General features: G+C 58.5%; 17 protein-coding genes. 8 read left to right on the plus strand and 9 right to left on the minus strand.

Features of this window, described 5'->3' with window-relative positions:
* Positions 1-110: 110 nt before the first annotated feature.
* From AC07X4_RS11845 to AC07X4_RS11885, 9 genes are all read right to left on the minus strand, one after another.
* Positions 111-1,595 carry a M81 family metallopeptidase gene (locus AC07X4_RS11845; protein WP_494740175.1) on the minus strand — a complete coding sequence of 495 codons (1,485 nt, stop codon included), beginning with the start codon at positions 1,593-1,595 and terminating at the stop codon, positions 111-113.
* 39 nt (positions 1,596-1,634) lie between these two features.
* Positions 1,635-2,336 (minus strand): ABC transporter ATP-binding protein, encoded by a 702-nt coding sequence (locus AC07X4_RS11850; protein ID WP_056058922.1) that lies wholly within the window; start codon positions 2,334-2,336, stop codon positions 1,635-1,637.
* Positions 2,333-3,109, minus strand: a complete 777-nt coding sequence (locus AC07X4_RS11855) for an ABC transporter ATP-binding protein (RefSeq protein WP_494740176.1) — start codon at positions 3,107-3,109, stop codon at positions 2,333-2,335. Before AC07X4_RS11855 ends, AC07X4_RS11850 begins: the two co-directional genes overlap by 4 nt.
* A complete protein-coding gene (locus AC07X4_RS11860; protein WP_494740177.1) occupies positions 3,106-4,116 on the minus strand; it encodes a branched-chain amino acid ABC transporter permease in 1,011 nt (336 codons plus the stop codon). Before AC07X4_RS11860 ends, AC07X4_RS11855 begins: the two co-directional genes overlap by 4 nt.
* Before the next feature lie 5 nt (positions 4,117-4,121).
* On the minus strand, positions 4,122-4,982 hold the full coding sequence (locus tag AC07X4_RS11865) for a branched-chain amino acid ABC transporter permease (protein WP_056058931.1): 861 nt from the start codon (positions 4,980-4,982) through the stop codon (positions 4,122-4,124).
* Between the two features lie 119 nt (positions 4,983-5,101).
* Positions 5,102-6,307 (minus strand): ABC transporter substrate-binding protein, encoded by a 1,206-nt coding sequence (locus tag AC07X4_RS11870; protein ID WP_494740178.1) that lies wholly within the window; start codon positions 6,305-6,307, stop codon positions 5,102-5,104.
* 204 nt (positions 6,308-6,511) lie between these two features.
* Positions 6,512-7,270, minus strand: a complete 759-nt coding sequence (locus AC07X4_RS11875; RefSeq protein WP_494740179.1) for a response regulator transcription factor — start codon at positions 7,268-7,270, stop codon at positions 6,512-6,514.
* Between the two features lie 38 nt (positions 7,271-7,308).
* Positions 7,309-9,321 carry an ATP-binding protein gene (locus tag AC07X4_RS11880; protein ID WP_494740180.1) on the minus strand — a complete coding sequence of 671 codons (2,013 nt, stop codon included), beginning with the start codon at positions 9,319-9,321 and terminating at the stop codon, positions 7,309-7,311.
* 442 nt (positions 9,322-9,763) lie between these two features.
* Positions 9,764-10,675: a LysR family transcriptional regulator gene (locus tag AC07X4_RS11885; protein ID WP_494740181.1), complete on the minus strand. Its 912-nt coding sequence runs from the start codon at positions 10,673-10,675 to the stop codon at positions 9,764-9,766.
* Between the two features lie 91 nt (positions 10,676-10,766).
* Between AC07X4_RS11885 and AC07X4_RS11890 the strand changes: the two genes are divergently transcribed.
* The 8 genes from AC07X4_RS11890 to AC07X4_RS11925 all read left to right on the plus strand — a co-directional run bounded on the left by AC07X4_RS11890 (position 10,767) and on the right by AC07X4_RS11925 (position 20,452).
* On the plus strand, positions 10,767-11,213 hold the full coding sequence (locus tag AC07X4_RS11890; protein WP_494740182.1) for an ester cyclase: 447 nt from the start codon (positions 10,767-10,769) through the stop codon (positions 11,211-11,213).
* A 16-nt stretch (positions 11,214-11,229) separates the two neighbouring features.
* Positions 11,230-12,150, plus strand: a complete 921-nt coding sequence (locus tag AC07X4_RS11895) for an NADP-dependent oxidoreductase (RefSeq protein WP_494740183.1) — start codon at positions 11,230-11,232, stop codon at positions 12,148-12,150.
* Between the two features lie 15 nt (positions 12,151-12,165).
* Positions 12,166-13,071 (plus strand): SDR family NAD(P)-dependent oxidoreductase, encoded by a 906-nt coding sequence (locus tag AC07X4_RS11900; RefSeq protein WP_494740184.1) that lies wholly within the window; start codon positions 12,166-12,168, stop codon positions 13,069-13,071.
* A gap of 40 nt (positions 13,072-13,111) precedes the next feature.
* Positions 13,112-13,852, plus strand: coding sequence for an SDR family oxidoreductase (locus AC07X4_RS11905; protein WP_494740185.1), 741 nt, complete (start codon positions 13,112-13,114; stop codon positions 13,850-13,852).
* A gap of 309 nt (positions 13,853-14,161) precedes the next feature.
* Positions 14,162-14,962, plus strand: coding sequence for a TnsA endonuclease N-terminal domain-containing protein (locus tag AC07X4_RS11910; RefSeq protein ID WP_158603295.1), 801 nt, complete (start codon positions 14,162-14,164; stop codon positions 14,960-14,962).
* The gene (locus AC07X4_RS11915) at positions 14,959-17,163 is read left to right on the plus strand and encodes a TnsB C-terminal domain-containing protein (protein WP_082564903.1); all 2,205 of its coding nucleotides are present in this window, start codon (positions 14,959-14,961) and stop codon (positions 17,161-17,163) included. Before AC07X4_RS11910 ends, AC07X4_RS11915 begins: the two co-directional genes overlap by 4 nt.
* On the plus strand, positions 17,160-18,554 hold the full coding sequence (locus AC07X4_RS11920) for an ATP-binding protein (RefSeq protein ID WP_056642864.1): 1,395 nt from the start codon (positions 17,160-17,162) through the stop codon (positions 18,552-18,554). Before AC07X4_RS11915 ends, AC07X4_RS11920 begins: the two co-directional genes overlap by 4 nt.
* 32 nt (positions 18,555-18,586) lie before the next feature.
* Positions 18,587-20,452: a TnsD family Tn7-like transposition protein gene (locus AC07X4_RS11925; RefSeq protein ID WP_082564902.1), complete on the plus strand. Its 1,866-nt coding sequence runs from the start codon at positions 18,587-18,589 to the stop codon at positions 20,450-20,452.
* Positions 20,453-20,474 lie beyond the last annotated feature (22 nt).

The following is a 20,474-nucleotide window of genomic DNA, read 5'->3' on the forward strand; positions in this document are numbered from 1 at the left end:
ATCTGCGCCAACTCCATCAGCGATGCCCACAGGCGCTCGCCGTTGATGCGCAGGTTCTCGATGTCGGGTTTGACTTTGGTGTCCATAGAAGCTCCAGAGATATAGCTCAGTCAGGGATATGTGAGCACGTCGCCCAACGGGTAGACGGGCTGGCGCAGGTTTTCGAACGGGAACAGCTGGTAGTCCGAGCTGGTCACGCCTGGGCTATCGCACTCCACCAATCCAGCAGAGAGCGGCACAAAGACCGGTCGGCAGTACATGCGCGACTTGAGCAGCAGGTAACGATATGCCGTGGGGTCCAGGCCCACACAAGAAAAAACGCCCAGATCCCACGGTTCGTGCGGCTGCTCCACCACCACGATCTGCGTGCCGCCGGCATCCAGCCAGACGGCACGCCCCATGGAGCAGCGCTGGCCGGTGTATATCGGGCCCGTCACGGTGTAGCTGCCGTCGCTGATGGCACGCACTGTGCCCTGCACCAGCACGGGCTCTTTGACAAGGCCGAGTCTGGTCAAAGGCACCTTGTTGCCCAGGCGCACCGACACCTGCGCCCCTACACCGGCCGCCACGAGCTCCGCGACAGCCTCCGGATCCGCCAGGGGGCCGGTGGCAATACCTGTCATGCCATGCCGCCAGGCGGCCTGCAGCACGTCCATGGTGTCGCAGGTTCCTCCGGACATGCAGTTGTCGCTGTGATCCAGCAGCAGCACGGGCTTGCCCACCCCTTCGGTCATGCGCTGCGCCCGAACGAAGGCTTCGGCCAAGGGCTCGCTGGCATACACGTAGCATTCGCGTTCCGCCCAGATCTGGGCAGCCACGCGGTCCAGCGCAGCGGCGCACAGCGCTTCACCCTCGACAGTGCATTCCGCCGTGGCCACCACGCTCACGCATGGTGCGGCGATGTCGGCCAAGGAGAAGCCCGCAAAGATGGTCATGGCCGGCACACCCTCCCCTTCGGCCTGCCGCGCCGAGGACACGGCGGCGGCCATAGCGCCACCCAAGGTCGTGCTGCGCAGGGTGTGACTGAGCAGCGGCAACTGTCGCCAGCGCACGGCATAGCGCGTGCCTTGCTGCAACATGTGCAACACGAGACGTGCCGCGTGCTCGCCCGTCTCGTACATGTCCACATGCGGGTAGGTCTTGAACCCCACCATCACATCGGCGTTATCGACCATCTTCTGCGTGATGTTGCCGTGCAGGTCCAGAGCTACGCCCAACGGTACGCCAGGCGCAGCCGCCCTCACCCGGGCAAGCAGGTCTCCTTCCCCGTCCGGCGTGTTCTGCGCCACCATCGCGCCATGCAAATCGAGCAGGATGGCATCGCAACCCACCGCTGCAGCGACGATGCGGTCCGTCAACTGGCGGTAGGCGTCGACATCTACCGGCCCGCTGGGGTTTGCCGTGGCGGAGACGGGCGTCACGCACTGCGCCCCTACCCGCTTTGCTGCATCAATGAAAGCCGCCATCGCCGTTCGCATGCCGAAGTTGGCATGGAAGGCCGCCGCGTCGTACTCGGGCGCAAACGCCTTCAAGGGCGTGGGCACCGGAGAAAAGGTATTGGTCTCGTGGTTAAGACGAGCAATCAGAAACTTCATGAAACGCCCTTCGGGATTCAGTGCGGGATGGGCCAGAGCTCAGGCCAAGCCCACGCCCAGATAGCGGTCTTTGACCTCTTCGTCGGCAAGAAAGCTTGCGTTGTCGGCTGTGTAGACGATGCGTCCTTGTTCCAGGATGCAATGGCGGTCGGCCAGTTGCGTGCAGACCTCCAGGTTCTGCTCCACCAGCAAGATGGCAACGCCTGCGGCCTTGATGGTCTTGAGCTGGGCCACGATTTCCTCCACGATCACGGGAGCCAGCCCCTCCACGGGCTCGTCCAACATGAGCAACTTGGGGTCGTTCATCAGCGCGCGGCCGATCGCTAGCATCTGCTGCTCGCCGCCGGAGAGCTGCCCACCGCCGTTGCGCTTGCGCTCCTTGAGCCTGGGGAAAATGCGGTACACGTCGTCCAGTTGCCAGGGTGAGCTTTTTCGCAGGCCCAGCATCAGGTTCTCTTCCACGGTCAGCAGCTTGAAGATGCCCCGGTGCTCCGGTACCAGACACACCCCCTGCCGGGCGATCACATGCGAAGCCTGACCCTGCAGCGGTTTGCCGGCAAATGCCACACGGCCCTGCGTGGGAGCGACTACTCCGGCAATGCTCTTGAGTGTGGTGGTCTTGCCTGCGCCGTTGCGCCCCAGCAGGGTGACCAGTTCGCCGTTACCCACCGTGAAACACACACCCTGAAGCACATGGCTTTTGCCGTAGTGGGCATGCAGGTTGTCAACATCGAGAATCATGCCTTGCCCCCTGTGATCATGTTGCCCAAGTACGCAGACCGTACCCGTTCGTCGCTGCGTATGTCGTGTGGCATGCCTTCGGCCAGCACACGCCCCAGCTGCATCACCGTCACGGTGTCCGAGATGTCCATCACGATGTTCATGTTGTGCTCGATCAAGACCACCGTGTGTTCGTCGCGCAGGCTCTTGATCAAGCGCTTCATGTCGTCCAGGTCATCGATGCCCATGCCCGAAGTGGGCTCATCCAGGAAAATGGCCTTGGGCCGTGCAGCCAGGGCCATGCCCACTTCCAGCCGGCGCTGCTGGCCATGCGAAAGATTGCCAGCGGGGATGTCCGCGAGGTTCTCCAGTCCCACCTTGGACAGCACGGCGTCAACCACCTGCGACTGCGCACGCGCCCCTACCGGCTCATGCCAAGGATTCAGGGCGCGTGCAGGCTGTACGCCTTGTGCGCCGAGGCGCAGGTTCTCACGCACGGGCAAGCTCAAGAACAGGCTGGTCACCTGGAATGAACGCGCAATGCCTCGCTGCACCCGCCGATGGTCTGGCTCATGCGTGACATCCTGTCCATCAAAAAGGATCCGGCCCCCACTGACTGTCTTGGTGCCGGTGAGCATGTGGAACAAGGTGGTCTTGCCAGCACCGTTGGGGCCAATCACCGAATGCACGGTATTCGCACGCACCTGGAGGCTTACACCGCCCAGCGCTGCAAACTTGCCATAGTGCTTTTCGACATCAATAGCTTCCAACAAGATCGGGGTCTTTGGGCTCATGCCTGTTCTCCTTTCGCAGGAACTGCAGCTGCCGAAGGCGTCACCACCGCGTCAGCAGACTGCTTGCGATGACCTTGCAGCCGATTCCAGACCGTTTCACCCAGGCCCCACAGCCCGCGCTGCATCCAGAGGCTCACGGCCATCAATGCAATGCCCAGCAGCAAAAGCCAACGCGGCCACAGTTGAGAGAGCCAGTCGGCCAGCAGCAGGTAGAACGCTGATCCCAACAGCGAGGCAAACAGGTTGCCCGTCCCGCCAATAACGGTCATCACCAGGATCATTTCACTGGTGTGGTACTCCGCGTTGGACAGCGGAGCCAGGCCGGTCATCATGGCATGCAGCGCCCCCGCGAGACCGGTGACAGCACCCGAGATCACAAACGCCTGCAGCTTGAGCAGCCTGAGGTTGTAGCCAATGGCAGCCGCACGCTCTTCGTTGTCTCGCACTGCCAGCAAGGTTCGCCCGAATGTCGAGCGTGACACCTTGAGCAGCAGCCAGAACACCACCAGAAAAATCAGCGAAACAAAACCATAGAACTGCCAAGGCGACGCCAACGTCCACAGGTCAAAGCCCAGGATGGACACATTGGGACGAGGGATATCCATCAACCCGTTGTCCCCCCCCGTCAAGCCGGTAGCCGTATAGGCAATGAAATAGAACATCTGCGCAAAGGCCAACGTCAGCATCACAAAGTAGGTGCCACGCTGGCGAATGGCCACCCAGCCCACCAAGGCCGCCCCGAGCGCTCCCATGACTGTGGCGAGCAGCAACGCAAGCGGCACGGGAACAGGCCAGCGGGTGAGTAGCAAGGCTACGGTGTAACTGCCCAGACCAAAGAAAATGCCCTGCCCGAACGAAAGCAAGCCGGTGAAGCCGAGCAGCAAATTGCAACCCATGGCCGCCAGCGCAAAGATGAGTACCTCGCTAGCCAAGGAGCCCGACTGCATCAGCAACGGCATGGCCAGCACCACCACTGCTGCAAACAGAAAATGCGTGTATTTCTTCATGGGGTTCACTCCTTGCGGCCCAGCAGGCCGTGGGGACGCAGTAGCAGCACGGCCGCCATGGCCACATAGATCATCAGGCGGGCCCCTTCTGGCCATAGCGTGCTCATGACGCTTTGCACAATGCCGATCATCAATCCGCCCAGCAGTGCGCCACTGAAACTGCCCAGCCCCCCCACGACCACCACGACAAAGGCTACCGCCAGGGCTTCAATGCCCATGAAGGGTTCTGCTCCACGAATGGGGGATGCAAGCACGCCAGCCAACGCAGCGGTGGCTGCACCCAAACCAAATACCAGGCTGAAAATACGCAGCACATTGATGCCGAGCAGCGAGACCATCTCGGTCGACTCGCTGCCTGCTCGCACAGCACTACCGAGTCGCGTGCCCTCAAGAACCCACCACAGCAGCACTGCCAGCACCGAAGTAAAGCCGATTACGAACAGGCGGTACTTCGGGTAGATGAAACTGCCCCACATCACCACTCCCTGCAGCGCGTCGGGAACCGCCACGCTGTCACCCAGTGGGCCCCATTGCAGGATCACCAGCTCCTGGACTGCGAGTGCCAGGCCCACCGTCACGAGGATGTGAAACTCATGGTCCGAGGCATACACATGGCGCAGGACCAGCTTTTCCGTGGCCCAGCCAATCGCCCCCACCACCAGCGGCACCACTACCAGAGCCAACCAGAAGCTCATGCCCCATCGCGTCATCTGGTAGCAGAAATACGCTCCGATCAGGTAGAACGCCCCATGCGCGAAGTTCACGAATCGCAGCAATCCAAAAACAATGGACAGGCCCACCGCCAACAGGAAATACAGCATGCCAATGCCGATTCCATTGATGACCTGTAGAAGGTAAATGTTCATAAAGTGCTCGGCCGAACGACCACCAGCCGCACCCTGTCGGTGCCGCTGGGGTTCTCAAAAAAAGGGGCGGCCACAGCGCGCGCATGGGGCTATGCCCAGCCCGGCGGACGCCGCGAGGGTCAGGCGCGCTTGCAGCCCGTCTGGTCGATAGGCAGGAACGACTTGCCCGAACTGAGTACGTCCACGTAGTCGTCCTTGTTCTTCATCTTGGACTTGGCCTTGCCCTTGAGCAGGTAGTAGTTCTTGAGCACCTGGTGGTCCGCCTTTCGCACCTCTTCCTCACCGGTCAGACCCTGGTATTTGTGGCCCTCCAGTGCGGCGATCACGGCTTTTTGCTCCACGGATCCGGCCTTGATGATTCCGTCGATCAGCAGCTTTGTGCAGATATAGGAGCCCGCCAGGCTGTAGTTGGGGTTCATCTTGAGCTTGTCATTGGTGCGTTTGACAAGATCGCGGTTGAGTTCGGAATCCACCGTGTGCCAGTACTGGGCGCCAAAGTAGATACCGTCGCACAGGTCAGCGCCCAGCGATTCGAACTGCTCCAAACCAGAGGCCCAGGCCACCAGGATCGTCATGTTCTTGTGCATACCAAAGCTCACGGCCTGGCGGAGCGTGTCGGCACATTGCGCGCCAAAGTTCAGCAGTAGCAGGACATCGGGCTTTGCGGCCAGAGCATTGGTGATGTAGCCGCTGAACTCCTTCTCGGTCAGCGAGTGGTAGCTGTTACCCACATGCTCGATCCCCTTTTCCTTGAAGATGTTCTTGGCCGCGGACAGCAGGCCATCGCCAAACACGTACTGCGGTGAGATGGTGTACCAGCGCTTGGCCTTAGGCATGGAATCGATCAGCGGGCGCACCGTCTGCTCGATGGCGCCGAAAGTGGGTACCGACCAACGGAAGGTCGCAGCATTGCAGTCCGACCCAGTGATTTCATCGGCCCCAGCCGTGGTCACAAACAGGCCGCCAGCCTTCTCGGCCTCCTTGCCCATGGCCAGGGCCTCGCCCGAAAGGATGCCGCCCGCGAAGAATCGAGCCCCTTGCTGCTGCGCTGCTTCTTGCACCTTGCGCACGGCTGTAGCGGGCTTACCTTCCGTGTCCAGGAGTGTGTAGGCCAGCGGGCGATTGAGGGCTTTGCCATATTGCTCAATGGCCAGTCGCATCCCCATGTCGGCGAACTTTCCGTTGGCCGCAAAAGGACCGGACATCGGTACCGGACAGCCAAACTGAATGGCGCCCGGGGCCTGCGCAAAGGCGCTGCGGGTCAGGCCGATAGAGGCGGACAGCGCACTCAGTGCCGAGACTTGCAGAAGATGACGACGTTGCATGGAGGACTCCAGTGAGTAGAAGTGGGAGATCAAGAGTTGCCACCGCCATGGTGTACAAGAAACCACCTTCCTGATCTTTCCAAATCTTTCATTTGGATTCATGCAAGCACAGGGTTAACCCAGCACGCTTTCGTTGCTGGCACGGCCAAGCCGCGGCGCGCTCCCCGTCTGGTTTAGCGCCGCCTCAAGAGGATCACGGGAGTGTCAATGCAGCCGTTGAGCGTCCTGCACGAGCTGTGCTGAGGCTGTAAAGGCGTAGCCAATCTGGTGCAGCGTCTTGACCGGCAGAGGTTCAGAAAACGCTTCCGCTGCCTTTTTGCGCAGCCTCGTGAGAAGCAAGTTGAGCCGTTCAGCCCCGTTTTGGGCTCGAGCACCAAACAGGTGAGTGCTGAGGTCGCGCTTGGGCACGGGCTGGCCATCCGCTCGCAGGAGTTGCTGCAAGAACATGAACTCGTGGGTCGTCAGTTGCAGACGCTTGCCCTGCGGCGATGACAGAACCCAGTCCTTCATGGCCAGCACCCAGCACGCCGCCTTTGCGACAGGTATGGCCGCAGCAACCAGCGATCCTGCGGGGTCTACGGCTGTCCTGGGGGCAAGTCGGCTCGCCGTAGCGTCAATATTGGCGGCCAACTCCAGCAGGTTGACCGGCTTGACCAAGTAACGATCTGCCCCAGCACGCATTCCCGCCAGACGATCGTCAAGTGAATCTCGGGCGCTGAGGATGATCACCCCCACCTCGGGTCTGGACTTGAGTAGCGACGCCACGCTGAGGCCATCCTCTCCGGGAAGCCCCAGGTCCAAGAGAACCACATCGACCGGCTGAACGGTGAACCCTTTGTAAAACGCCTCGGCGCTACCCGCACCCCAAACGCTATAGCCCGAGTCGAGCAAGAATTCCTCGATGCTGTGCAGTTGATCGGAGTCGTCCTCTACGATTGCAATGCTGGGCTTGGATTGGGTCATGTTGCGAATACCTCCGGCACCTGTCCGGAATGCAACATTCAGGCCACCGGTGTCACGTTCAACGGGATGTCGATCACAAAGCGAGTGCCTTGGGGTTGGACGGCCTGTAGCTGGACAGCCCCACCATGCAAGTCAACGATCCGTTTTACCAAAGCCAGCCCCAGCCCGGCACCGGGTTTGCCCTCTGCCGTACGGCCGCGGCGGTACTTCTCAAACACCAGCGTTTGCTCTTCCAGCGGAATGCCAGGACCTTCGTCCTCAATGACAAAACGACACTGGCCCTCTTGTTGATGCACGCTAAAAGACACCGTTGCACCCACCTCGGAATACTTGAATGCGTTCGACAGCACGTTCATGAGCATCACGCGCAACAGCACGGGGTCGCCATTCAATGATGGCAACCCGGGTTCCACCGTCAGGTACAGCGGGTGCTCGGCAGACAGTTGGCCTCCGTTTTCCGTTACCCACAGGCACAACTCTCCCACGTCAACGGGTACTGGCTCTACCGCAAAGTTGTGGCTATCAATGCGGTCCTGGGTAAGGCAGTTGTCAAAGAAGTAGCTCAATCGCGCCGAGCCCCGCAGGATGCGCTGCGCCAATGCCAGCGGCGCAGGCACATCCTTGGAGCGCAGCGCAAGCAACTGCCCGGCGGTGTTGATCACCGCCAGTGGAGAACGTACCTCATGGGACAGCATGGCGATGAAATGGCGCTGGTCGGTCAGCGTCTGCTCAATCGAGGCCACAGCACTCTCCAACTCCTGGGTGCGTTGCGCGACCATTTGCTCCAGATCTTCGGCATGCTCCTTCAAATGCCCTGCCATGTAGCCCATGGAATCCGCCAGAGATCGTAACTCGCGAATAGGGCTGGATTTCGGCGCCTGGGCATTCCAGTCGGACTGGGTCAGTCTGACTGCCCAGTCACTGAGTACCTGCAAGGGTCTCACCAACCGGCTGGCCACAAATACCGAAAACAGCACTGAAGCCAGCAAGACGGCCAGCGTGGTGTAGATCGTGTTGCGTAGCACTCCCCGCAACGGCGTGTTGAAGCGGCTCTCAGGCAGGATGATCGCCATCGTCAGCACAGGACCGCGATCCAGCGCATGCGTCCACCAACGCGCCAGGTGACGCACACCGTCCACATCCATGAATCGGTTGCCCTCGCGTTGACCGCTCTGCAGGATGTGCTGCCCCAACGCACGCATCACGGGGTCGTGGCTTTGATCGATGCGCACACGCTGCCCATCCACCAAAGCCGATACACCTGCAGACGGATCGTGCGAGGACATTGCAAGCAGTTCTCCCGAGGCCTCGGCCAGAAAGGCCCTGCCCCCGGACTCGGAGGCCAACGCGGCCAGAAACTCGTTGAGCTGGGACAGCGCCACATCGGCGGTGACTACCCCGATCAAACTGCCATCGCGTGAGCGGACCGGAGCTGAAATCCCCATGCCAATTGCGGCATATGCGCCTTGCGCATCGTTGATCATGTAGCGATAAGGCGCGTACCACGCGACCCCATCATTGGCAATCGCTGACTGGTACCACGGACGGGTACGTGCATCAAAGCCCACCTCGCTGCGGGAAATCAGCGTTGGCTCGCGACTCACGGCGTCGATACGCAAAACCTCCATGGCCCGGCCATCACTGATCCGTGCGCGCAGCATGCGCAAAGCGCGGTCATCCCCCAAAGGGGGACGGCTGCCGGCATAGTACTGACCATCAGGCATGCCCATGGATATGAAGGTCAGTTGGGGTTGCTGGTCGATCTGCAGCATGAACTGGCGCATCAACACGTCAGGTTGCTGAACCATCAGATATCCGGCGCGCACTTGCTCGACATTGAAAGCGACTACGCGCTGCGGCACATCAAAGAAGGAGACCACCTTCTCGCGGACCCTGCCTGAGACCTCGTCAGCCAATTGCAGCGCGAACTCTTCCATGGCACCCGTAGCAGAGCGATAAAACAAACTGCTGCTGGCAAGTACAAGGGGCAGCAACACCGCCAATAGTGCGAGTGTCAGAAAAGTGCGCAGGGCAAGACGGCGAGTGAACATTGGGAGATCGAGGGTGTACAGGCGGTGCACCGCAGAGACACGCCTGTGCGCGAGGTTCGGCGCGTTGCCTCGGATTCAATCACATGTACTCAACGCGGTGCCTTGAGCCTTTGTTTGTCGCCCCCATGCGACTCAACCTTACGGTGCGCCTACGCGCAGTGTCTTCGGATGCCAAGCTCAGTTCACGTACTGTAGAACCTGCCGTAGTCGTCTTCAGTCACTTGCCTGGCCGAGAACGGCAATTGCTCAGGCATTTAGATAGACCACATGGGGTCTGTTTCTTCCCTCTGTCAGTGCAGCAGTGACTCTGCCTACTGCTATCAGGAATGCCAGTTACGCAGCGGTTGCTGTCATCCGATCTGCGTCGTTGAACGCGTACTGTCGGCCAAAAAGCGGCCACTCCTGGTGGCAGTCAGTAGGCTAGGCGCTTCCAGCGCTGCGATCACAATGCGGAGGACACCCGCTCGATGAGCCCACGCATCCACGCCTGCGCCGCGTTGGCGTCGGCCCGGCGGTGCCAGATCAGGTTAAGAACGATTTCCGGCAAGGCGACCGGCGGAGGGAAGAAGGCCAGTTCCTTGCTGGCCAGCGCATGCGACGCCACACGCTTCATGACCGTGGCGGCCAAGTCGGTGCGGGCGATGACGGCCGGCAGGGCGAACATCTGCGGCAGGGTCAGGCTCAGGGTGCGTTGCTTGCCGTGCAGCGCTAGTGCCTCGTCAACCAGCCCGTGGCGCTGGCCTTCCGGCGAAGCCAGGGCATGGGGCAGCGCGAGATAGGTTTTCAAGTTCATGCCGCGTCTTGCCGCCGGGTGGTCGCGGCGGAGAATGGTGATGAACTCGTCCCGCAGGATGGGGCGCGCCAGGATGCGTTCTTCCGACTGGGTGGGCGTGACACCGATGGCCGCGTCGATGGCACCGGCATCGAGCAGACTCACCGCATGGTCCCGGTCGTGGTAGCCATGCACTTGTACGCAGATGTCCGGCGCCTCGGTGCCCAGCACCTGCATCAGCGGCGGCAACACGACGAAGGCAGCGTAGTCGGTCAGGCCCAGGTTGAAGGTCAGCCGAGCCTCCGACGGCACGAAGCCCGGTTGACGCACCAGGGCAGCCCGGATGCCGCCCAGCGCTTCCTGGATAGGCGCTGCCAGCTCGCGCGCCCGCGGTGTTGGCAATAGGCCTTCGGAGCTGCGGTGGAACAACGGGTCGCCCAACAGCAGGCGCAGCCGGGATAGGGCTGCGCTCATGGCCGGCTGGCTAACCCCCACATGCGCCGCAGCGCGGGTCACATTCCGCTCAGCCATCAGTGCGTCGAAGGCCACCAGCAAATTCAAATCGACGCCATGAAAATCCATAAATCAAATAATCATATATATCAGATATCTGTTGGACAGATTTTATCCTGGCATCAAAACTACAGGTCTTCCAAACCTGAAAGTAATAGCCATGATCACCCAAGACCTCGACATGACCGAACGCCTGCGCACCGAACGCCTGGCCGTCGAGACCCTGTACCGCGCCTTCAGCGAACAATCTCCAGACCTCGTTGACACCGTGCTCGCCCCGGACTGGGACGACATTCCGCTAGCACCCGGCCAGGAGTCCGGCCCCGCAGGCATCAAGCCCATCATCCAGAGCGTGGCCAAGGCCTTCCCCGATATGCGCGTCGTCATCCATGACGTCATCCAGGCGCCCGGCCGCGTTGGCGTGCGCGCCGAGATCACCGGTACGCACCTGGGCGAGCTGTTCGGCATTGCCGCTACCGGCAAGAAGGTCAGCTTCCGCCTGCACGAGTTCCACACAGTCGAGAACGGCTTGGTCAAGACGACCTGGCACATGGAGGACTGGTTCGGCCTGTTCCTGCAACTCGGCCAATTCCCGCTGCAGGCCTGAGCCTAGGAGTATCCCCATGAAAGCAGCCATGATTTCCAGCTTCGGCGGACCTGATGTCATCACCACCGGCGAACTGTCGTTGCCCAGCCTGCAGCCTGACGCGGTGCACATCCGCGTCGAGTCCGCAGGCCTCAACCCGCTGGACGTGAAGATGATCGCCGGCTACCTGCAGCAGGTCTTCCCGGTCACCCACCCCTACGTACCGGGCACTGACTTCAGCGGCGTTATCGTCGCCGTTGGCGCCCAAGTGCAGCACCTGCAAGTGGGCGAGCGCGTCTACGGCCGCACGTCCCCGGTCGTCGGCGGCGCCTTCGCCTCCGAATTGATGATCGCGGCCACCGAGGTTTGTCCCATCCCGGCTGACATGTCCTTTGAGCAGGCCGCATCCCTGCCTACCACCTTCGGCACCGCCCACCAGGCGCTGTTCGCTGTCGGGGAACTGGCAGCGGGCGAACGAGTGCTGGTACATGCGGCGGCCGGCGGCGTCGGCAACATGGCAGTGCAACTAGCTCGCCAAGCCGGCGCCCATGTCATCGCCACGGCCTCGGAGCGCAATGTGGAGCTGGTCAAGAGCCTGGGCGCCCACGAGGTCATCGACTACCGTACGCAAGACTTCAGCGCGCTACGGGACATAGACCTTGTGCTGGATCCGCTGGGTGGCGAGACCCTGGAAAAGTCTTGGGGGGTGCTGCGTGCGGGTGGCCGCATCGCCAGCCTAGTGGAGTTCGGCATCCAGGACCGCGACGGGAAGATCGGACGCTCGGTGTTTTTCGTCAGCGCGGCACCGACCCTCGCACTGGCCGTGGTGCACTTCCAGGCCGGTCAACTGCAGATCATCACTGACTCCGTCTACCCGCTGGCCGAAGCCCGCGCGGCGCTTGAAAAGCAGGCCACCGGCCACGCACGGGGCAAAGTGCTGATTCGCACCCCCGGCTGAACAAGGAGGTCAACCATGACAACCAAGAATCCGGAAGTGGTTTTGGTCACCGGCGCTGGCTCCGGCATCGGACGTGCCATTGCCCTGGCACTGGCGCGCGCTGGACACAAGGTGGTCGCCAGCATGCGGGAACCTGAAGGCCGCAACGCCGGGCGCAGCCTGGCTCTGCGCCAGTTGGCCGAGACGGAAGGGCTACCCCTGCAGGTACTCGAACTCGACGTGCTGTCGGAGACAGCGTGTCGCGCCGCAGTGGACGCCATCGAGGCCGAACACGGTCGGCTCGACGTGGTGGTCAACAACGCCGGCATGCTGATGACCGGCGTTACCGAAGCTTTCTCGGTGGAGCAGGTGGCTCGCATCATCGACACCAACGCTCTGTCCTGGCTGCGGGTCAACCGCGCGGTATTGCCGGTGATGCGGCGCCAGGGCCGCGGTGTACTGATGTATGTCGGCAGCACCACCTCGCGCCTGCACGAGCCCTTTATCGGCCCTTACGTGGCCAGCAAGGCTGCCGGTGATGCGTTGGCCGAAGCCATGGCCATGGAGGTCCGGCCCATGGGTATCGAGAGCGTCATGCTGGTTCCGGGCGCGTTCACGCAGGGCACGGAGCATTTCGCAGATGCTCATGGTCCAGCCTATCCGGCCATCGTCCGGCAATACGGCCCCTTGGCTGAACGTCTGCAAACGCTCGGCGGCAAGCTAGACGCTATCGACGCAAAACTCGGCGGTGCACTGGATGTATCGGCCGTCGGCAGGGCGGCTGTGCATGCACTGGCCCATCCGCGCGGCAGCCGACCGTATCGCATCACTGTGGATGGGCAGCAAAAGGGCACGGAGGCCATCGACCGCATTTACCACGAGAAGCAAAGCGCATTTCTGCAGCAACTCGGCCTGGGAGATATGGTCCTGCCATGCGCATAGGCACCACTCCTAAGCCAACCAAATTTACAAGAAGTTCGCCATGAGCACACCCTCCACCCGCGCCGCCATCGTGACCGGTGCGTCACGCGGCATCGGCCGTGACATCGCCTTGCGGCTGGCGCAAGACGGCCATGCCGTGGCTGTTGGCTATGCGCACGACCCGGCAAAGGCACAGGAAGTGGTAACCGCCATCGTAAACGGCGGTGGTCGCGCCCTCGCCATCCAGGCCGACGTGTCCGCGCAGGACGATGTCGAACGCCTGTTCTCAACCGCTCAATCGGCCTTCGGCCGGCTGGATGCGGTGGTCTGCAGTGCCGGCGTCATGGGTATGGCAACGGTGCGAATGGAAAACGTCGCGGATTTCGACTCCATGATGGCGGTCAACGCCCGCGGCACCTTCCTGGTGCTGGCGAAGGCAGCGGAAACGCTGGCCGAAGGCGGACGCATCGTGGCGCTCTCAAGCAGCGTCATTGCCAAGGCCTCGCCCGGCTATGGTCCATACATCGCGTCGAAGGCTGCCGTGGAAGGCTTGGTCCATGTGCTGGCCAACGAGCTGCGCGGGCGCGGCATTACCGTCAATGCCGTGGCACCTGGACCGGTCGCCACCGAGTTGTTTTTTAAGGGCAAGACCGAAGAACAGGTGGCGATGCTGTCCAAAATGGCGCCGCTGGAGCGGCTGGGTGAACCCACAGACATCGCAGGCGCCGTCTCGTTCCTTTTGGGCCCTGACGGCGGCTGGGTGCATGGGCAGGTGCTGCGGGTAAACGGCGGATTCGCCTAAAGCCGCGCCCGTTCGCCCACTTCACCAATGTCTGCTTTGGACCGATTGCGTATGTCCAATGACAGCGGATCAACGACAGCAATCAGCCTGAAGCAGCCCATCCAACTCTCCCATAGCTTGGTGATTTGACAAAAAAGCGCCTCAACTGAGGCGCTTGGAACCCAACGGTACAGGTGCACTGACCCCTTACAGGTTTTATTTACAGGTTACAGAGTTTATTTTTACGATCAAAACCCTTATTCGACTAATGTTTTGGACTTTTTAAACAATTTTTATGGACTTTTTTGGTGATTCCCTCAGAATGGACGCGTGCATTGGAAACCAGACCCCCTCCTCTACCCCAGCCATTTAAGAGCACGCGTCAAGAGGGGACGAGGCCTGCTCCAGGGCGCCGAGTACCTGCCTTGGCTTTACATACGCGACGTTCCTTCACGCGGCACTTCGTTGGGTGGGCATGGCATCGTTACGGGTCGCCCGCATCAAGGTCTTTCCGATCTGGAGGCCACCTATCTGTACCTTATGGAACGTCGTGAGAGTGTGGTGGACATTCGAGAGCAATGGCCTATCTTGGATTTGGATAGGACTCTAGAGCTCTGTACGGAACTTGAGGTTCGACACATATATAAGAGAGGGTTGCCGGAGCCCTTCACGATCGACTTTCTGATCACGGAACTGACGGCGGACGGAAAGAGCTACCGTGCAGCGAGCGTTAAGACTTCTGAAGATGCGGCCGATCCGTCAAAGAGATTGCGTTTAGAGGTGGAGCACAGATGGTGTCAAGAACGAGGCATACCTTGGACGTTGGTAGATACGTCGCGCTTCAATAAGACACTACTTGAAATCCTGCGCTTCATGCGTGGGTGGTTTCGCCATCGTTTCAATCCGGAAACACAACTTGATCCACGCTTCTTACTTGCTTTCGAGAGCTTCTACAAAAGCAACGAGTTGCTCAGTGAGTTAGTGGCAAGGCTCACCAAGACTCTTCGACTCCCCAATTCGCAGGTGCTGGACATGTTTCGGTACTGTGCTTGGTCAGGTCAAATAGATATCTCGCTTGGTCATCCGTTGGCGCTCAATCGACCACTGTTTTTGAATCAGAAGAAGCGATGACTGATTTTCGTGCGCTACCCAATCAGCCAACCCTTCATGTAGGCTTGGCACTGCATGACTCCGAACGACCAGGTCGGTATCTTCGCCTAACTCATATTTTTGAGGATGGGGTATATGCGATGTGGGTGGGCACACCCGAAGAAGCCAGGTATGCCAAACGACCGATTTTCTATTCTTGGAATCAACTTAGCGCGCTCACCTCACCTACATCGAAATGGGGTCGCATAGTACTTCCACAACAGCTCTCCGTGCCAGCCGAAAGCGGTAGTTCTCAGGCAGGAAAAATTCAATCAGCATGGGTCCAGATCGCGCCTGTAATACAAGCATTTGAAAATAGGACGAACCTATCGAGACATCACTTTACCGCCTTAATTCGAGAGAGAGCTTTAAGCATAGACGTTGCGGAAAAGACGCTGCACCGTCTCATCCTTCGTTACTACTACTTCGGCAGCACAAAAATAGCACTGGTTGCACTGCCTCGCGGCCCCAAGCGCACCACGAGGGGTCGTGAAGAGTCAGGTGAAAAAGACCATGCAAATGGCGAAATTCCGGATAAGGCCAATAATCGCCGCGGCCGGAAAACTATTCTGAGCGATGAACTAGGTCCTAATAATTTTGTTGTCACTCCGGATGATGTCGACGACATGCTCAGATGCTATAAGCAATTGCTCAGAAAGGGGCCAACAAATAAGACCACTGCGCACGAAACCTACTTAAGCACTTTTTTCCAGAAGAGCCACCCTGATACTTATCGCCAGTACATAAAAAAACAGATATCAGAGCCAGTAACCTATCGCCAGTTTTGCTACTACATAAATGGTGAGTTGCAGCTTACGGAAGACTTAGCACGAAATGAGCGCAGGCTTCGTCGTGACCCTGCCAACACCAACTCGCTAGTTTCGGCAGGTCCAGGTGAAATATATGAGATCGATTCTACCGGAGGGCGACTCTACCTAGTCTCCAGCGAAAAAAATCCTGTAGTGGTAGGCAAACCAACCATTTACTTCCTAATTGACCGGTGGAGTAGATTTGTCGTCTCAGCGTACATCTCTTTGCGCGCGCCTTCGTACGAGGAAGTTCGCAATACGCTCTTAATTGCATTTACCTCTCGCGAAAAACGCTTCTCGAGATTGGGCATAGAAGTTTCTGACAATCAATGGCCTATAGGCTGCATTCCAGCCGTTATCTGTCCTGATCGTGGATCCGACTTCATGAGTGGATCTATGTTGCAAAGCGTGGTCGATGATCTGCGCATCGACCTGACGCCACTCCCCCCTCTATGCCCAGACGGCAAAGCAATAGTAGAGAGGCTAATCCGCACTATCAAGCAGCGCATGGCGGCATCGGGGATGAAAGGTGTTTACGCAGACCGTCCCTTAGATCCTCAATCAAGAAGGGCCGCACGTAAGGCTGAAGCTGCTGCAGTGCACACACTTGCGGATGCGTACCGAGCGTTAATCGAAATTGTGAAGGACTACAACAACCGTCCCCATCAAGCCCTCAAGCGTCGAAAAATCCTTACACAACACGGCATCGAACCTACGCCGAAAAATGCGTATGTTTGGGGACTCGAAAACATAACGGGACTTCGGTCTGCACCGTACACGGAAGAAGACTATTACCGACTGTTACTCAGTTCAGATAAAGCGAGTATTTCAGGAGGTGTTCTTCGCTACAAGACTCGTGCATATCATCCCTCTAACGAGGCCGCAATCGACTACATCAGGCGATCGCCCAGAAACAGGCCTTCTCTGGACATCCGACTCGACAAGACGCAGCCAGCGGTAATCATGATAGCGAGCAGACACGGCGAATGGCCGTGTTTCGTGATGGGCGCTGGTGACGCAAGGGACAGCGAAGGAATTTCAATTGACGAGGAGGAGGCCTTCGCGGCTGTCAATGCACGCCTTTGGGCCCGCTCCGACCATGAAAGTCGACGCGTACGGGTTGCCGCAAAGGCGGCCAAGCCTGTCAACAACCGGCATAAGAGCGCCCCCGCCGAACGTTTACCTAATGTTGATATGCAACGAGCTAGGTATCAAGAAACCGCAAAACTCAAAAACAAGTTGCATGCCCAAACACACACAGAGTTCGAAGAGCACACGGCCAGTGCGTCCGTTGGGAAAAGCTGGAGTGAAGTGGAGCGAGAGGAGAAGGCTCGATTGGTAGAACTAGTGAAGCTAAACAGGAGCAAGCGATGAAGGATGTTGAGATATTCCCTGCGGTGTATCACGATACAGGAGTTTCTCGATTTGCAGGCAATCCGTTCATTGAGGCAATGCCGCCTCTGGAGCAAAGCAAAAGTGACTTTCTGACTAACCTCGCGCACTACCCAGCGAAGCCGTCGGCAACGCTTCGCAGGAGTAGCGAGGTCGTTCGACTGATGGAGCTGTCCACCATCAACGACATCGTCTACCCTTTCCCTGAATATCAAAAGGCTGGCTTCACCCTGGCCAAGATGGCCCGCGACACTTATGTAGCGCGCCACCCTTTGACTACGATGGACCGGCAGAGGAGGCACGCCATTGCCACCACCGGAACCAATGGTCTACCAATGCCCGCTGACTGGAAACCTTCGGCTAAAGGCTACTTCATGATGTCTGTTAGCGGGCAAGGCAAGACTACTTTCGCAGCTGCAGCTTTGCTGAGATACAAGCAGGTTATTTGCCACTCGAATTATCACGGAGCTGATCTGAAATGCCATCAGGTCGTATACGTTCTTCTCAGAGTGCCTCACGACGCAACACTCAAGTCGTTGTGCCTGCAATTCTTCAACGAGATCGACCGACTGCTAGGAACCGACTATTCGCGGAAGGCGGCAGCGCTACGCAATATTGCGCCCATGGTCGACTTGATGAACAAAGTCGCAACAGCTGTCTCCTTGGGCTTTATTGTCGTTGATGAAGTTCAGAATTTGCGCAGCGCGCGCGCCCAAAATGCGGAGCTTGTACTAAACCTATTCAGTGAAATCATTGAGCGGCTCGGCATTAGCTTGTTGGCGCTTGCAACACCAGCGGTCCAAGCTGTCGTAGAAGGAGCGGTACGAAACACCCGCAAACTCGCTTCCTTCGGGAGCTTGGTAATTGAGCCGATGGCAAGGAATAGCCCTCAGTGGGAAGAATTCTGCGATACGTATTGGGACTATACGTTTGTCAAGACAAAGACAAAGCTGACGAAAGAAATCCTTGATGCTTGGTACACGGCCTCAGCGGGAAATACGGCCTTCGCGGCGCTCGCGTTCACACTATCTCAGCACAATGAGATTGGCGGGCGCGAAATTATCGACGCTACTGCGTTTCAGCGAACCGCGGCGACTGACATGGCATTTCTTGGACCGGCAATTGCAGCCTTGCTCAGCAAGAACCCTGCAAAGCTTCGAATGTTTGACGATCTGCTGTTCAGTCCTAGGTACAAAGCTATGCGCGCCCTGCTTGGGGCAGAGGAGCCTGCTCGACCCAAAGGGGTAAAAAACGATGAGTTTGACGATGTACACGAAGAGAGCGTGCCCCCCAGTCCCGCTGCGACAAAGAACAAAAAAAGGGCCTCGCCTCGGCCGGTTGACCTCCCCTTAGAGGATCCGCTGGCCCGCTGAGACTACTTGCTGATTGACTGGAGTTAGCAAACGTGCACCGCGCTCGCCTCGCTTCAACAACTATCTGCTACACGCCTGAGCTGCTCCATGACGAACTGCTGTATTCATGGCTGTGCAGGTTAGCAATCTTGAATGCGTGGGGAACGGGCCGAGACGCAGTGAGGAAAATTTTTGGTGGCAGGACGGTTACACCCAGCCTTACCCTTCCCACTCACTTCGATGCCATGAACGAGCGATACGCGGGGGCGCTGCCACACGACTCTTTCGCCGCTCTTATGGAAGCCAGTACGCTGCTACCGTATCACAGGCCGTTCTTGGATCACGAGCGCTATGCACAACTAATGGAGGACTCGCGCTCAAGTAACTCCCTTGACTTGAAACTGCGGCTTGGTCTCGTTGCAAACCGGTTCGGAATCAACACGCCACACCGCTTTTGCCCCGCATGTGTAGCCGAAGATATTGAGATGAACGGCTGCCACTACTGGCATCGGCAGCACCATCTACCCGGAGTGAACTGCTGCGTCCGCCATTCTCTGCAGTTGCAACAACAAAGTGTCCCAAAGGAAGGCCTATTTGGCCAACCCCTAATGTATCCAGGCCTTCCTAGCGGCGAGGAATGCATAACCCCTGAATGTGGTTTTCAATTCCGATTTGCGCAACTATCAGCGGATCTCCTGCTGGCAGCACTACCGCCGATAAACAATGCCGATCGCTCCAACGTATATCGAAACCGCCTGTCGGCAAAAGGCTTTCAGTCGAGCCGTCGAAGCCTCGACTACCAATTAGTTGCAACTGAGGTGAGGCACTACTTTGCCGACTTCGCTAACTTTCAGCATCAATCACGACTGCTGCAGACCGCCAGAAGTCCTTTGCGCTGGATTGAAGATCTGGTTGAGCGTCCTGACCGCTCATTGCATCCGATATGCCACCTGCTGATGATTGATTTTTTATTTGGCTCCATAGCAGAGTTCAGCTTGGCAGTTGACGCAGAGCGGTCTTCACGCGAAGCGACACGAGGAAGTGCGCACGCGATTCCTCGTGGTGAGACAAAGAAATCCCTACAAGTACCAGGCCTTGAAATAGAACATCTCCTACGCAACCCGTCATTGTCCTGCCGTCAGATAGCTCAACAAACGGGCAAGAGTGTCGGCACCATCGTCAAGTATCGTAGACAGCGAAAAATCGAAGTGAAAGAGCGTCGTAAATTCGTCGGCGCCCAAACTCGAACTTCGATAGGGCACGACTTGTTGTCAGGTTTGGAATTGCAGTCTATTGCCCTTCGTAATGGGGTTTCCGTGCAAACTATATATCGGGAATTAGCGTACGAGAAGGGCACCAAACTGCACCGCCAACGTTCACTTTTCATGGCACAACGAACGTCTCGGCGTGACCGGTGGATGGGAGTGTTAAAAACGCCTGGCGTTGAGGGAATCTCCAAAGCAAGGTCTCTGGGCTTTTCTGACTATGCTTGGCTCTATCGACATGATCGCAGTTGGCTACTTACTTCCAATGCGCAATATCGCAAATCGGTGAGCACGCGTGGTACGGTGAATTGGCCGGCCCGAGATCAGGAGCTCTGCTCGAAAGTTCTCACTAGGATGATCTTGCTATTAAGGGCTGAACCACCCATGCGAATCTCAGTAGCTCGGCTTTGCTCAGGGCTGGGGCAATCCTCTCAATGGCGCCGCGACAAACTACCCCACTTTAAGGCGCTCTTATCACGTTTTTCGGAGACACCTGAGTCGTTCAGAATTCGGAGGGTTAACTTCGCAATCGATTTTTTAGTGCAACGAGAGTCCGACATTAAATTATGGAAAATTCAGCGTGCTGCAGGCCTTCGTATATGGCCTGCGGACCTTATCGCGTACGCTCAACGACGAATCAACGAGCACACCTAAAGGTCTTGGGCACCAACTAACT

This window comes from Acidovorax sp. GW460-11-11-14-LB4 (assembly GCF_059423685.1).